This is a genomic window from Bradyrhizobium sp. Kon69, assembly GCF_055807515.1.
Genome location: NZ_JBVVOS010000058.1, coordinates 1 through 14233, shown reverse-complemented (window position 1 = coordinate 14233; position 14233 = coordinate 1). Strand labels below are relative to the sequence as shown.

Here is a 14233-nt window from a genome sequence, read left to right as displayed (position 1 = left end):
GGCCGGTTGCTCAAACTGTGCATGATGCCAACCGCCAGACTCTAAGTTCTACTGGATAAGAGCTGGGGGCAACGTCAACAGACGTGCAAGCTAGCAGTCGATCAAGCTGACAAGCCAGCAAGTGAACAAACTAGCAAGTACGCAAGACAATCAATTAGCAAGCTAGCAACTAAGCAGGCGTTCGACCTAGCAAGCCAACAAGCCAACAAGCCATCGAGTCATCAAGCTAACAAGCGAACCCGGCGAGCGGCGCCGGATGGGCAGATGGCCCGGCATGGCGGCGCCGGCGTGCCGGCCGCCGCGGGCACCAAGGGCGCCGACCCCCATCGGTCCGCCGGCCGGTCGCCGCCGATCCCGGCGACCTGCGCGGCAAGGTGCGTTCGCGGCCAAGTGGGTGCCGGTCAAGGCCGGAGCGGAGAGGGGCTTGCGTTTCGCCGAAGTACCACCCATTGTACCAGTGTTCGTACCAGCGGCGTCGTTCCTTGCGCGAAACGCCTGCAAAATTGGGGTACGGGAAGTAATGGGCGCAGAGTCCCTCCCTCTCCGCCAATTCTTGGCAACTAAGTCCTCAGAACCAGGCATTTATCGCTTGGACGGAAAAAGACTGTGCGGCACCGAGCATGGTTGAGTCGCCATGATTTGGTCGCCTATGAAGGCCTTAAAGCTCTGACCACCGATTGCTTAAGGGATGTAGAACCGACCGCCGTTCGTTGCGCAGAGCGGACGTCCGGCATGATCGCGGAACCGACCGATGCGGCGCTACGGCCGGTTTCCTTGGTCATGACCCTGACCGCGGGCCGATCACCTTTGACCTCTCGGGCCAGCATGTCTTGGCTGCATTCGGCTGTCGTATGGCGAGACGATGAGGGGCGTCTGTGTCTATCGCGTCGCGCATCGCGGCCTGCACGGAAGTCTCAGTTCGGTCGGCCGCGACGCCGGGTTCGAGAACGACGCGCACCAGGTCGCGATCGAGACCTCCGCGTACAGAGTGTGCCACAATTAAAGTTTGTTGACCAATGCCTTCATCATGGGAGTCAGTTGAGCGTCGCTGACGCTGCCAACAAGCGCAATGAACAGTCGAACGCGCGAGATTTCACGCTCAACTTGCCTGAGCTTTGGGAGAATGGCCCCGACGGTCAAGCCTGTCGCTCCGATGACCGCCACTGCATGTTTTGGATTGTTCAGAAGGAGCCAGACCACGATGACCGCAAAGATAAACGCGATCGCGAGAATGCTCAGCCAGATGATGTATTGCTGCTGACATCGTCGCTCGACAATATCGAGCCGTTCCTTGAGTGCTTGCCGATCGATCGCAGATTTCGTGGAGCCGGCAGGCGCGGTCACGCTGTCAAACTGCTGCAGCACTTCGCGTAGCGTGTTCGGCTCGCCCATTTGAGATCACCTTCTTAGAAAACTGGGTAGACGCTTGATGAAGGATTGCTTCCAGGAAAGCTGAGCGCGTTCAGGCTCCGCTCCCCGCAGGCCTTCCATCACATCAAGCCACACTTCAGGGTAGCTGGGCCGCCCTGGACCAAGCAGGGCAACGACTGTGCTGTAAACCTCGAAGAACGTGAGCGGGAGTAGGATCTCTTCGTTTCCCAAAACGCGACACGATGGAGAAGCCAGTGTCCGCTGCAAAATGGTCGAATGACAATTCCCAAGATGGACGCAACCAACAAACTCGGAGAATCCCAATTCGGCTACCTGCTTGGGCGAGAATAATCCGTTCCGCAACTCTAGCCGGTTTCCGCTGATCATCGTTTCGGCGAACCAGTTGTCGATTGCCTGTCGATTGAGTTCGCTCAACTCTTGGCGCATCAGGCCAATACAATCACTTCCCTGAAAGTCCAGATCAAATAGTGCCTGTTCTGCCTCGATGGCCGTCGTCAGTTTTTCGGCGAGTGCCGCGCACGCGCCGACCGGCTCGCTGGACTGTGCTGCTATGCATTCTACCCCGGATAAATCCGTGGTCCGGCGGATCAATTCCGCGATCTCATCGGTGCTGCCCAGCAGCCGATTCGCGACTGCTACTGGATCAATGATGTCTCCAGCCAGCACCCGATGTCCTTTCCAATGTCCAAAAATGGTAATCGTACGAAACTCTTCACGGAGAACCCGTCGAACTTCCCTCGACGAGGCGGTTTCGATGATTCTCACGCCCAGGCGCTCCAACCGGTGCCGACAGATTTGCCAGGCTTCCGCCACTGGACGAAAGTGCGCCTCAAAGAGAGCCTCCGGCAGAAGAAAGTCGGCGCCTTCGATTGACCGTGCATAGTCGTGATGGTCAGGCGAACGCAGGTCGGCTTTGACTTCTGCTGCCGTCAACGGAACAGCGAGCAAAAGAAGGCATTCTAGCGGGGATGTAGCCCCTGCGATGCTCAATTCAGCCTCGCTTTCGACCTGCCCAAGAGGTCAAATCTTCCGTTATGACAGCGTCGAACGTCGTTGTTTGGAAAAAGAATTGTACATCCTTGATCTTGTTGCCGTTGAACTTGAGCGCTCGCAATCGATCGATCAACTGCTCGACACCCTCGCGGAACGAGCCGCTAAGGTCTGTCACGTGGGTTGCCGCAGCGACGGCCTTGCGATCGGTTGGATTGGCAGCAGCCGACCATTCTATGTCGAGACGGCCGGTCATACTGGCAGATGGGGCTGCCGCAACTTCCCGCGGAACTACCAATTCAAAGCTCATCGACGCGTCCGAGCGGGTAGTGGCTACAGATTTGATCGTGGCGCCTCGCCAGTTCACAGCTAGATCCAGATGCAGATACGCCACCTGAACTTCTGCTTGCTCCGGGACTCTGAAAGAATCGCCGTCTCGCGCCCGAATTCGAACCTGGTGAGCATTCTGGACGTTGCGCTTGAAAATCAGCAAGCGGCTGCCGTTGGAAGGACCGTTCTTCCCGGTGCCATTTGAGTTTCCTGTTCCGCCGGTCCCGCGGCGCCAGGGAGGCTCGCTTGCAGCGCCGGCGACACTTGTTGAGCTTGGCGGCGGTGGCGGCAGAGGCGGTCCATCAGCAAATGCCATTGTCCGCTGAAACGCCTCAACCTGATCTGCGGCAAAATCCCGAAAATAGATACGGTATTCCGTGCCCGCCGGAGCCTGTTTCATTGCCATGGCGACGCTCTCACGCAAAGATGATTGACTGAGTGCTCGCATTTCCTGACCGGAACTGCCGCAAAATACGCAGATCACGACAAAGCCGTTTCCGCCCTTCACGACAATCACAGATAGATTGAGCTGTTTGGCGAAAGTAACGGCATCGGCTCTCAGCGCTCCGGCGGCATTATCCGGATAAAGGCCGACCCGCCCTATCGGCTGTAATTGGCCATCACTAAGAATGGCCAATCCACGCCCCCCGGAGGGAGTGCTATTGAGGTTCAGCGCGGCAACCACGCTGCGCGGAGGAAATTTCTCGGCGAGCGTCTTTTGAAGTTGAGCCTGAATGGCGTCGCGACCCGTGCCGCTCACCGCTTGCTTCTGAACGTCGCGCGCAACTACTGCGGCCTTGTCCGCATCGGCGGGGTTTAGAACGATAACATCATCGTTTCCTCGGCTCAGCAACTTTGAACTACCACGCGCAACTGCACTATCGGTCTCGATGATCGCGGTCTTTCCACTTAGATTATGCCCACCAACTCCTCCCTGCAGATTCGACGACAGGACCACACGGGCGGTTTGAATATAAGAAGCCGGATCTTCGGGCTGATCCATGCTATAGATCGCAAACACATCGCGGCGGTCGTCTTCGTCGACTTCGCCAAGCATTTGAACGCTTTGAGCAAAAAAACGTGAGGCCAGTAAGGCGGCGGGCTCATCCAGTTCGGGAGGTAAACCGCTTGTTTTTCCGAAGCCGAAATCAATGAGGGCGCGGCTGGCAAGGTCGACATCGATGCTGCCGACTCTTTGTCCGAGATTTCGGTCGAGAAGGAAGTCGGTTAGAGCTTTGCGGAATGTAGGTGAGCCGCGCCGATAGACGTTCGCCGTCAACACTCCACGCGCTACTGCTTGCTTGCATGCGTCGATGCTGCGGAATTCGCCGGCAATGACAGCAATCGTGCAGCTTTTTGCAAGCGTGTCCTTGTCCATGGTGGCGAGTTTGAGGAACCCTTCAAGCAATTTTTCGATTCTCGCGCGCACTGGTTCGATGTTCGCTGCCACGGCCTTGTTGATGGGCAAGGCCGTCGGTAGAGGATGATCGCGGGTGCCTTGAAAAATAACCTGGTAGGAAGTCACGCGTGCGAGCAACGGGTCGCGAAGGCTTCGAAAATATTGATATCCAGTGTCTTCGAATGGTCCGAATACGGAGTCATATGCCGGCTGGCCCTCATCCTTGTATATGACCGGAAGCGAACCGGAATTCAGAGAGGTGAGTGTTTGCCAAGCCGTTCCATCGTTCATCGGGTGGATCATTAACGAGTAAGCGCCGGTAGTATTCCAGTTGAATAAGGTCTCCTCGATTTTCGGTTCGCGCGCTCGGACCTGTTGCATGATCGGCTTCCCGTCGAAGGGATACGAGCCCGGAACTGGATAGTCGAAGCCATGGTACTGAACGCCGCCTGCCATCGACCACGATTTCAGCATCTGGTCGGTCAGGTTCAAAGTACTACCCAATTCCGTATTGATTAGCTCCGGTGAGAGATAAATGGGCGCCCAATCGCTACCCGTGTATTCTCCCTTTTCCAGACGGCCTGCGAAGAGCTGATTGCGTTCGTAGCTCTGTGCAAGCTCCGCCTGATGACTGGTCGCGAGCAAATGGGCGGTCTCGAAGCGTAGCGGCGGCATCGCTTGAAGCGAGGTCTCCCTTTCTCTACCGATGAAGGCGAGATGAGTTTCTCCAATGCGGATGGCCCCAACGAGGAGATCGGAGTCGAGTGCATATTTCCGGAAATCGGCTCGATATTCCTCGAAGTTGCGGGTTCTTTGGATCAGGAGCAAGACGAAGCCTCGCTCGGCTGTGAAATAGGTGCCCGTCCGGTTTTGTTGGACCAATTGGGCCAATGTTACTGGGTTCGCTGAAGTGAATTCCACGGGCAACAGCTTCATCGTTCCGTCGACTAGCCAGCCCTTGAGTTCTGTATGGCGGATCGAAACGTTTAGCGGAGCCGACCATTTCTCCGCAGGTTTTAGGTTGGATAAATCGAGGATGGGGGTTTTGTACGTTGTGCCCCACATCACTTGCGCCAAGTACCCAATGTCGTCATTGAGCAGTTGCTGGTCTCTATAACCCTTGAGTGAGACAACGAGGTCCTCGACCCATCCGCCGAAGCCGATGCTCTTTTTCTTGATTTCAATGTCGCCGAGGTGATCGTGAAAGATTGCTTTCAACAACTCCGGATATGACCGTTTAGGAAGGGTATCGGGGGGCGGTTCGCTGATAATGAGAAGGCATTGGCCGGACGGATCCACTCTGGTGAGTGCTATGGTCTGAACGTGATTGGGATAAAGCTTGCGGAACGAATTCCATTCATTCTCGCTTATGCCTGCCGCGCAGGCAGCAGCGGAGATAATGTTCAGCATCAGGGCGAGGATAAAATGCACTCGCATGATGAGTCCTCCCGTGGATAGAGGAGCCCTAAAGAATTACTGGCAAAAGGCAGAAACAACTTTGGATAGTAGTCTATGTTTCGTGAACGTCAATATGGTTTCTATTTCGGGTTGACAGCCTTTCAGATAACGAGGCATCCGGAGTGTCGCGCGTCGGACAAGCAGTGCCTGCTCGAGTGCAGACGGTCAGCCATCGCTTACGGCCAGCAATTTGCGGCTAAGGGGGGATTCGTCTTTCGGCCACTCTTTGGTTTTGATGCAGTAGGCCGCGTTTTCGTGCCATGCGCCTGATTGACTTGCTAAACGCCCCCTTTTGTGGCCGCTTGCGGGTGGGCTTCGGCAGGCTCCGCCTGCCGTGATACTTCCGGGAGTACCTGGCAAGGGCCGCACTCCAATATTACGCGACGGCTAGAGCGACCCGCGCCCACGTAAGCCATTGATCTTGCAGCCCCCGGCTACTGCGCATGGGGTTGTTTTCGCGCTTTTTGTTGTTGGGCGTTGGAAAGCTTACAGGTAATCGTCACGCCACCCCGGCTGGCCTCGCCAGTTCGGATCACCAACGGCAAGGCAAAACGGGTATGCAATCTTCCGGCAGCGGCTGGGGCAACGGGCTTCTTGGCGTCATCATCTTCAGCGGCTCGCTACCGGCGACGCGGGTGGCGGTCGGCGGATTTTCCGCGCTGTTCCTGACCTCGGTGCGCGCGGTCATCGCGGCGCTGATCGGTGTGGCCGTGCTCGGCCTGCTCCGTCAGGCGCGGCCGCAGCGCAAGGATCTCGTCTCGCTCGCCATCGTCGCCATCGGCGTCGTGGTCGGCTTTCCCTTGCTGACGGCGCTCGCGCTGCAGCACATCACCTCGGCGCATTCGATCGTCTTCATCGGGCTCTTGCCGCTGTCGACCGCGATCTTCGGCGTGCTGCGCGGCGGCGAACGGCCGCAGCCGATGTTCTGGCTGTTCGCTGTTCTCGGCAGCGCCACCGTCGCGGGCTTTGCCCTGTCCAACGACGGCACCGCATCGCTCACCGGTGATCTCCTGATGGTCGCGGCGATCGTGCTGTGCGGGCTCGGCTATGCCGAAGGCGCCGCGCTGTCGCGCCGGCTCGGCGGCTGGCAGGTGATATCCTGGGCGCTGCTGCTGTCGCTGCCGCTGATGCTGCCGGTCGCGATTTGGACCTGGCCGTCCACATGGAGCGGCGTCGGTGTGCCCGCCTGGATCGGGCTCGCTTACGTCTCGGTCTTCAGCATGTTCGTCGGCTTCATCTTCTGGTACCGCGGGCTCGCGATCGGCGGCATCGCGCGCGTCGGCCAGTTGCAGCAGCTCCAGCCGTTCTTCGGCCTCGCGCTTGCAGGTCTGCTTCTGCACGAACCGGTTGCCTGGAGCATGATCGTGGCGACCGCGCTGGTGGTCGCCTGCGTGTTCTTCGCGCGGCGGTTTGCCTGAGGCCGCCTCACTGTCACCCCATCACCGTCCGCGTCAGCGTGCTCCGCGCAAACTTCTTCAGCGGCATCGGCTTGCCGAACAGAAAACCCTGCACGAGGTCGAAGCCGAGCTCGTTGGCGGCGACCAGGTCGGCGCGGCTCTCGACGCCCTCGGCGACGGCGCGCACGCCGTAGCCATGGGAAAGCTCGACGATGTGGCGGCACACCGTGCGCTTGAGGCGATCAGTGCCGCTGCCGGTGACGAAGTGCCGGTCGGCCTTCAGCTTGATGAAGGGAATCTTGCCGAGGTCCATCAGCGACGGCCAGTTGGCGCCGAGATTGTCGATCGACAGGCCGATATTGTGCAGACGCAGTTCGCGGGCGACCTCGACCAGGAGATCGAGGTCGCGGATCGCCTCCTCGCTGTCGATCTCGATCGTCAGCCCACCGAACGCCGGATGCGTCGGCATGCGGCGGCAGAGATCGCGCACGGCCTGCGGCTCCTTCAGATATGACGCCGGCAGGTTGATCGCGAGATCGACCGGGCTCTGCTGCTCCAGCAGATAGTGCCAGTCCTGCATGGCGCGCTCGATCACGAATTCGGAGAGGTCGCGCAGATTCGGGTCGTGCTCTTCGGGGATGAAATAGGCGGGCGGCACCACGCCCCAAGTCGGATGCCGCATCCGCACCAGCGCCTCGGCGCTATTGCGGATCAGCGTGCGCGCGTCGATCTTGGGCTGGTACCAGAGCTCGAGCCAGCCGGCGTGCAGGGCCTCGCCGATATGCACGGCGGGGCTCGGCGCCGGCTCCTCGGGCAACAGCATCGCGACGCGGTCGCGCAGCGTCTCCGCGGCAAAGGGCGTGGTCAGCGGCGGCAGCATCTTGAGGCCGTATTCCTCGCCGACCTGCTGCACCGCCCTGACGATGATCGACTCGCGGGCGCCCACGGTCAGAACCCTGCCGTCGAAGGCCTCGCGCACCAGCGTCTCCAGAAATTTTCCGGGCTCGATGCCGTCGGCGGCGATGCCGAGCAGGATCAGGTCGGGCAATCCGCTTGTCAGCACGCTCTGCAGCTCCTCGGCGCTGGCGCATTCGGTGGTGACGAAGCCGAGATCCTCCAGCACTTCCGCGAGAAACGCGCGCAGATGGCGCTTGCCGTCGGCCACGCAGGCGCGCGGCTTCATCTTTCGCCGTCCGAAGGTCTTCGGCCTTCGTTCGGCGAGTTCTACAATTTCGTCGTTCATCGCAAGCACTCCCGTTCCGTGCCGGTGTGTTAGCGACGTGAGCAGTTTCAAATATGGAAGGCTTCAGTCGATTGTCGAATTATCTGGGTAACGTTAAAGCACCCATCATGTCTAAAATTGTCTTGGTCTCGTTCGAGATGTTTTTACGTCTGCTCGCGCATCGGGCGCAGGGTTGCGACAATCACGGGAGATTTCGCGACGTGCAGTAAGACTGCATGTACGCGCACTGTCCTGCAATTGGACGAAGCCGTGCGCGCCTCGCCCAATTGAATAAGGCAGCGCCTCAATTGCGCGCAATGCGCGCATTTTTCCCGGTTCGCGCGTGACGGTTCTGCGACAATGCGTCGGTGCGCGCCGGCGCCAATGTGAAGCACATCACAAGCGGATTGCTGCACGTGCGCTATTGCTCTGGGCAGCCGGTGGTGGGCTGTCGAGGATCGCAGCAATGACGTCGCGGCGAATAATGTATTGGTGGTTCAGGTTCGTGCTGTCAGGGCGATTTCTCGATCGCTTCCTGTGCCTGCCACGCGCGCATTAGCGCGGGATCAGGTTTGGCCGATCAGCTTGCGCAACGCGGCCGCGCCGTCCTCGATCACATCGCGTCCCTTCCAGGCCAGATAGGACAGCTTTCCGCCGAGCGTGTCGTGGCTGCGCAGCCGGCGCGAGCCGAGAATGTGGCCGACATTGGAGGGGAAGCGGCTCACTTCGGCGGACACCAGCGCCGCGATCGCGTCCATCAATTGCTGGAGCCGAATGCCCCACTCACACTGCTCGATGCCGTCGATCCGCACCTTGAGCGCATATTCGGTGTCGTAGATCTCGGCGAGCAGGTCGCGCGCAATCAGCACCCGGTTGTGCCGGAGCGCGATGCGCAAGGCGAGGCGCCTGTCGTCGAGCTGGTCGAGCACCATGTGAACGACGCAGGCATAGGGCGTGGCGGCGACATCGGCGGCGCTCTTGCTCGCGGCGGCCTTGGTGGCAAGGCGCACCAATTGCCAGAACGTCTTCAGCCGCTTGGCCACCAGCGTGAGCGCGAACGGCAGCGCCTCGGGATGGGCCTTCTTGAAGGCGTCCAATCGTGCCGTGATCTGATCGACCGTGCCGTCGTCGAATTTCGCGATCTTCTCGGGCAGCTTTTCGCTGAACTTCGGCAGCGCGGCGCCGGCGCGCAGCACATGCTGCATCTTCTTCACGTCGTCGAAGGCGGTGCGCGATGCCGTATATTGCGCGAGCTTGCCGCGTGCGAACTCGGTGCTCTCCGCCGATGCGAGGGTGCTCTCGAGAACCTTGACGACCTTGATCTGGAAGGTCGATGCGATCTTTTGCACTTCCTTCTGGTTGTTGGCCGCGACCTGGTCGCTGATCGCCTTGATGTAGTCGCGCGCCATGGTCGGCAGCAGGTCGCGGCAGATCCACTCCCAGATCGGGGTGAGGGTGTTGCGCGAGATCCGCCCCATATTGGCATGCTCGGGCGCGCCGTCGATCAGGAGCAGCTCGAGCGGCGCAAAGAAATGACGCGAGGGACTGGTGGCGCGCGCCTGGCTCGATCCGTCCTTGCGAAATTCGGCGCGCAACCGGGACTGGAGGTCGGATGAGCCCGGCATGTCGATGCCGCACAGCTCGAGCCGTTCGAGCTCGCTGAGCAGGCAGCTGCGCGACAGCGGCGTCAGCTTCTGCAAGAAGTTCGATAGCTGGTCGATCTCGTTCATGGCACGCAATCTTCCGCAACGATTCCAGCAGGCCGACCGGCCCCATGCATGGAGGCATTTGCGCGCTCTCAATTGCGACATAGAGAAGCAAGCCGCCGTTAATATATCCGTAAAATCCGGGTCCGCAGGTAATCGGCGCCGATCGGATCGTTAAGAAGGCTTCGGGTCGTCCGCCCATCATTTGGGCAGATTCGACAACCTGAGAATGTGGACGGGCGCTTTTACTCAGGCATAAAGTGTGCCTGTGCCGGGGTTTCAGCATAAAACTGCCAAATTCACCGTAGTCTTACGGAGCAAAAAGTTAACCACAGACCGCGTCGGGTTCCGCTAAACGAGTGACATGGGGTCACAGAATGACACGGCCACTGATTCGCGGCCGTCGGAATGGTACGAAAGCAACGCCGCTCCGACTGAAGAGCTCGATGTCGTCCGTCTGAACGCCGCCCGCGCCAAGGCCGCCGACGAAATGGCCGCCGCCATCGCTCGCGAGCTCAACGGTCCCCTCACGGCGCTCCTGCTCTACATGGGCGAGATCAAGCATCACAGCGATCAGCTCGCGCCAGTGACGGGCGACCGTGCCTATTTGCAGCGGGTCGTGGAGAATGCGCTGGTGCAGACCGAGCGGGTTTGTGGCCTCGTCAAACAGCTTGCCGGTTCTCCCACGGGTGGCCTGCCGAACGCGTCCAGGGCCGAGGACGCCGAATCGAAGCTCGCGCGCGCACCACAGCCGCAGCGCCTGCCGAGCGCCGAAATGCTCGGCCTGTCAGGCCAGAAGCGGCTGACCAAGCGCGAGCGCGAGGTGCTGAGGCTGATCAGCGAGGGATATTCGAACAAGCAGGGTGCGCTTCGGATGCAGATCAGCCCGCGCACCTTCGAGAGCCATCGCGCCGAGGCGATGCGGAAGCTCGGCGCGCGCAACACGGCGGATCTCGTCCGTGCGGCGCTGCTGCATTCGATCGACTGAAGGCTCTTGCGTCGGGTCACCCGCCGGCGACGAAGGCGAGGCGTGAGACGTCTCTCGAAAAGACCCGAGGCTCCGATCGTGCTCAGAAATAATCTTCGGCGAAGGGACGCGTGCGCGACGAGGGCCGCAGCGGCTTGAGCTCTTCCTTCGGCGCGTTGGGAATGATCGTGATGGTCCAGCGGGGCGGCATGCTCGATTCCTGCTCCAGCACCGAGCGCACGAAGCCGGTCACCGTCTCCTCGCCAGCGGCCACCGTCGCCATCCGGCCGTTGAACTGTGCGATGCGGAAGCGACGAACTTCTTTCTGGTCCGCGGTCTCGTAGGTGAACATGGAAACCCTCCTGGTTTCCGGCGACTATCGCCGCCTATGATTAGCCATCTGTGAAAATCCCAAGCCGTAGAAGTACGGCGGGCATGCACGCGTGAGTGGTTACGGCGTTTTCGAGCGAGCGCGTCAGCGCTCCGGCTCCTGCGCGCGCCCGGCGGCATAGGCCGCATCCATCAGGTCCAGGAGGTCGTGAAATCCGGCGTCGCCGAGCCTCTCCGCGGTCTTCTCCAGCCGCAGCGCCAGCGCCGCGAGCCGGACATAGCCGAACGTCCCGGCCGCGCTCTTCAGCGAATGCGCTTCGCGCGCGATCCTGCCGTGATGCTGCGCGAGCGCGAGCGTGCGGAGCAATTGCAGGCGCGCGCAGGTGTCGCTCCAGAACACGTCGCGCACTTCGCAAGCGCCGTCCTCGCCGATCTCGCGCACCAGCGCCTGATACGCGCCCGGCTCGCGCGCGGGCTCGGCATCAAGCGCTGTCTGCGCCGGCGCGACGGTGACTTCGAACATGGTTTGGCCTGCCTTGATCACGGTTCGTTTGCCGCCGGCTCGTACAGGCGCGCGCGGCACGTTGCGTGTCTACGGCATCCGGATTTCAGTTCCGGTAGCAGGACAATCCGTGTTTGCGGGCCGGAATTAGCGCACGGTTTACCACGCCGCAGCACCAGTCAGCGCGGGCCGAGCAGCCGGTCATACTGCGCCTTCACGGTGGCGTAGCATTCGCACGCCGTCTGGCGCAGGCCGTCCAGGTTGAGGATCTGGATGTGTCCGCGGCTGTAGTGAATGAAATTCGCCTGCTGCAAGGTATTGGCGACCAGCGACACGCTGTTCCGCCGAGCGCCGATCATCTGCGCCATCGCCTCCTGCGTCAGCAGCAGCCGGTAATCGCCGGAGAGGTCATGGGTATGCAATAGGCAGCGCGACAGCCGCGCCTCCACCGGATGGGCGGCGTTGCACCCGGCGGTCTGCTGCACCTGCGCGTAGACCGCCAGCCCGTGACGCGTAAGCAATGTCCGCAGGGTGCCGCTCTGGTCGGCCGCGACGCGCAGCCGGTCGAGGTCCATCATCGAGGCGGAGCCGGGAACCAGCACGATGGCCGTGTTCAGCGCGCAGGCATCGCCCATGGTCGAGAGCGTTCCGAGCAGGCTGTCGCGGCCGATCATGGCGACTTGCACGTGCTCGCCCCTGGCGAGCTCCACCACCAGCGAGATGACGCCACGATGGGGAAAGTAGGCGCGCTTGAGCGTTTCGCCGGTCTCGACCAGCACCGCATCATGCGGCAGGTCGCCCGTACGCAGGTGCGGACGGATCAATTCGTAATCGTCTGCCGACAGCGCGGACAGGAAACCGTTGGAGGAACGCACCATCGTTTCCAAAGTAGCCTCCCGTCTTCCGGACCAGCGGGCCGCAGCACGCGAAACTGCTTGCCGCCGGCCAAGTTCCATCATGTTCTCGCCGGGATATATTGGCAATTGGGACAAGATGTCCGAGCGGCGATCGCCGCTGCGACGCCGCCCTCCCCAAGACAGATTCCCTGACCATTTCCCCGGTACCGATCCGGGAACCCAGCAGATCCAGATTGTCGCCTGGCGCATCGGTTTGGAGGATGGTCACGGTCATGGTTGGATCCGGCGCATTTTCGAAGTGATCTGCGCCGCGTCCGCTGCGTCATTCAGTTGCGCGGCAACAAAGTGTATTATAATGGTTGTGTCGCTCCGCGTATACCCGTTGGGGGGCAGACGGCTGGTGCATTTGCGGCGGAAATGAGAATGGCACGCTGATTCGCTCATAAGCCTGCGCGCCAGCCTGCAAGGGTTGCGCAGGTAAAAGCGGCAAGAGGCCCTTCATGAGGCGGAAGCATTGCATCCGCACTGCCATCGGACGCCGGTCGATCCGTGCACCCTCTTTGGTCGGACGAGTGGCTGCCGTCCTCAAACATTGCTTCGAACCTTGGCGCCGCGTGGCCGCAGATTTCGCGTCCATCGTCTTCCCCGCTCCGCCACGCACGTTTTCAACAGTCCATTTCTCGAGCAAAGGAGCATGGCGTGCGCCACGGTTCAATTATTGAATCGCCAAATCGGGAAGCTCAAACGGGGACAGAAGGTCTGCGCCATATTCTCGTCGTCGACGACGATCCGATGGTCTGCATGGCCATCGAGGTCTATCTCCAGCGCAACGATTTTCGGGTGACGATCGCCGAAGGAGGAGAAGCCGGACTTCGCGCGCTCGAACACGAGCAGTTCGATCTGATGATCATCGATATCTTCATGCCGCACATGCGCGGGTTCGAATCGGTCAGGATCTTTCACGAGCGGGCGCCGGCCGTTCCGCTGATTGCGATGTCCGGCTACGCGTTCGCAAATCTGAATTCGCCAGCTCCCGATTTCCTCCGGATGGCGCTGGAGCTCGGCGCGGCGCGGTGTCTGCGCAAGCCGTTCACCCCGCACGCGCTGCTCGCCGCCATCACCGATTGCCTGGCGGAGCACCGTCCCCACGGCGACCTCGCCTCGGCCGCGCGCCTGGGTTAGCGCCGAGACCGGTCGCGGTGGACGCCGGTAACGGTTCGTTTACCGCAAATGCGGGTCTTGCGTATCCCGGCAAAGCACCAGGCGAAAGTGGCGGCACCGCCCCGGATTTGCAGGCGGCTCGATCCAATTCCGCGAAGGCCGCGCATATCGTCCTTCACGAGCAGGGCTTTCCCGCGCGCCTGGTCCCGCTGTTATCGGCACGTTCACCTCACGCGTCTCGCCGTTGCGGCGTGGTGCCGGTTTTGCCGAAAAGCGCTGTCGTATGCGGTCGAACGGCAAACTTGTCTTCAATATCCGTATTAGCACGGAGGATGAAATTAACGGGACCGTGAAAGGGGATGTCTAACGATCCAAGGCGGGGACTTCCGTTCATGCCAAGCGCGGCTCGGGCGCCGAGTCCGGATCCAGGTCAGTAAGGCGTAGCTCATGGATGATCTGTTGCGGGAGTTTTTGACGGAAACCAGCGAGAGCCTGGACACCGTGGACAATCAGCTGGTGAAG

Annotated in this window: 11 protein-coding genes; 3 read left to right on the top strand and 8 right to left on the bottom strand. The window is 60.7% G+C overall.

All coding sequences use genetic code 11. The annotated features are described in order from the left end of the window. Positions 1-999 precede the first annotated feature (999 nt). The 3 genes from AC0L3U_RS37680 to AC0L3U_RS37670 are packed head-to-tail and all read right to left on the bottom strand — an operon-like array spanning position 1000 to position 5548. Positions 1000-1392 (bottom strand): hypothetical protein, encoded by a 393-nt coding sequence (locus AC0L3U_RS37680; RefSeq protein WP_473364900.1) that lies wholly within the window; start codon positions 1390-1392, stop codon positions 1000-1002. Positions 1393-1398: 6 nt separating this feature from the next. Beyond that, on the bottom strand, positions 1399-2382 hold the full coding sequence (locus tag AC0L3U_RS37675) for a hypothetical protein (RefSeq protein WP_473364899.1): 984 nt from the start codon (positions 2380-2382) through the stop codon (positions 1399-1401). Position 2383: 1 nt separating this feature from the next. Beyond that, on the bottom strand, positions 2384-5548 hold the full coding sequence (locus AC0L3U_RS37670; RefSeq protein ID WP_473364898.1) for a hypothetical protein: 3165 nt from the start codon (positions 5546-5548) through the stop codon (positions 2384-2386). 578 nt (positions 5549-6126) lie between these two features. Here AC0L3U_RS37670 and AC0L3U_RS37665 point away from each other — a divergent pair. Next, on the top strand, positions 6127-6987 hold the full coding sequence (locus AC0L3U_RS37665) for a DMT family transporter (RefSeq protein ID WP_473364897.1): 861 nt from the start codon (positions 6127-6129) through the stop codon (positions 6985-6987). A gap of 13 nt (positions 6988-7000) precedes the next feature. Here AC0L3U_RS37665 and AC0L3U_RS37660 read toward each other — a convergent pair whose 3' ends face one another. Both AC0L3U_RS37660 and AC0L3U_RS37655 read right to left on the bottom strand, forming a co-directional pair. After that, positions 7001-8209, bottom strand: a complete 1209-nt coding sequence (locus tag AC0L3U_RS37660; RefSeq protein ID WP_473364896.1) for an EAL domain-containing protein — start codon at positions 8207-8209, stop codon at positions 7001-7003. 545 nt (positions 8210-8754) lie between these two features. After that, on the bottom strand, positions 8755-9918 hold the full coding sequence (locus AC0L3U_RS37655; RefSeq protein WP_473364895.1) for a hypothetical protein: 1164 nt from the start codon (positions 9916-9918) through the stop codon (positions 8755-8757). A 340-nt stretch (positions 9919-10258) separates the two neighbouring features. Between AC0L3U_RS37655 and AC0L3U_RS37650 the strand changes: the two genes are divergently transcribed. Then, entirely contained in the window at positions 10259-10882 is a 624-nt protein-coding gene (locus tag AC0L3U_RS37650) for a helix-turn-helix transcriptional regulator (RefSeq protein ID WP_473364894.1), read from the top strand. Between the two features lie 82 nt (positions 10883-10964). Here the strand turns inward: AC0L3U_RS37650 and AC0L3U_RS37645 are convergent, their stop codons facing one another. The 3 genes from AC0L3U_RS37645 to AC0L3U_RS37635 form a co-directional block, all read right to left on the bottom strand. Further along, entirely contained in the window at positions 10965-11213 is a 249-nt protein-coding gene (locus AC0L3U_RS37645) for a hypothetical protein (protein ID WP_027566442.1), read from the bottom strand. A 123-nt stretch (positions 11214-11336) separates the two neighbouring features. After that, positions 11337-11714 (bottom strand): Hpt domain-containing protein, encoded by a 378-nt coding sequence (locus AC0L3U_RS37640; protein ID WP_473293650.1) that lies wholly within the window; start codon positions 11712-11714, stop codon positions 11337-11339. A gap of 158 nt (positions 11715-11872) precedes the next feature. Beyond that, entirely contained in the window at positions 11873-12571 is a 699-nt protein-coding gene (locus AC0L3U_RS37635) for a Crp/Fnr family transcriptional regulator (RefSeq protein ID WP_198034912.1), read from the bottom strand. A 738-nt stretch (positions 12572-13309) separates the two neighbouring features. Here AC0L3U_RS37635 and AC0L3U_RS37630 point away from each other — a divergent pair. Then, the gene (locus AC0L3U_RS37630; RefSeq protein WP_197031107.1) at positions 13310-13732 is read left to right on the top strand and encodes a response regulator; all 423 of its coding nucleotides are present in this window, start codon (positions 13310-13312) and stop codon (positions 13730-13732) included. Positions 13733-14233 lie beyond the last annotated feature (501 nt).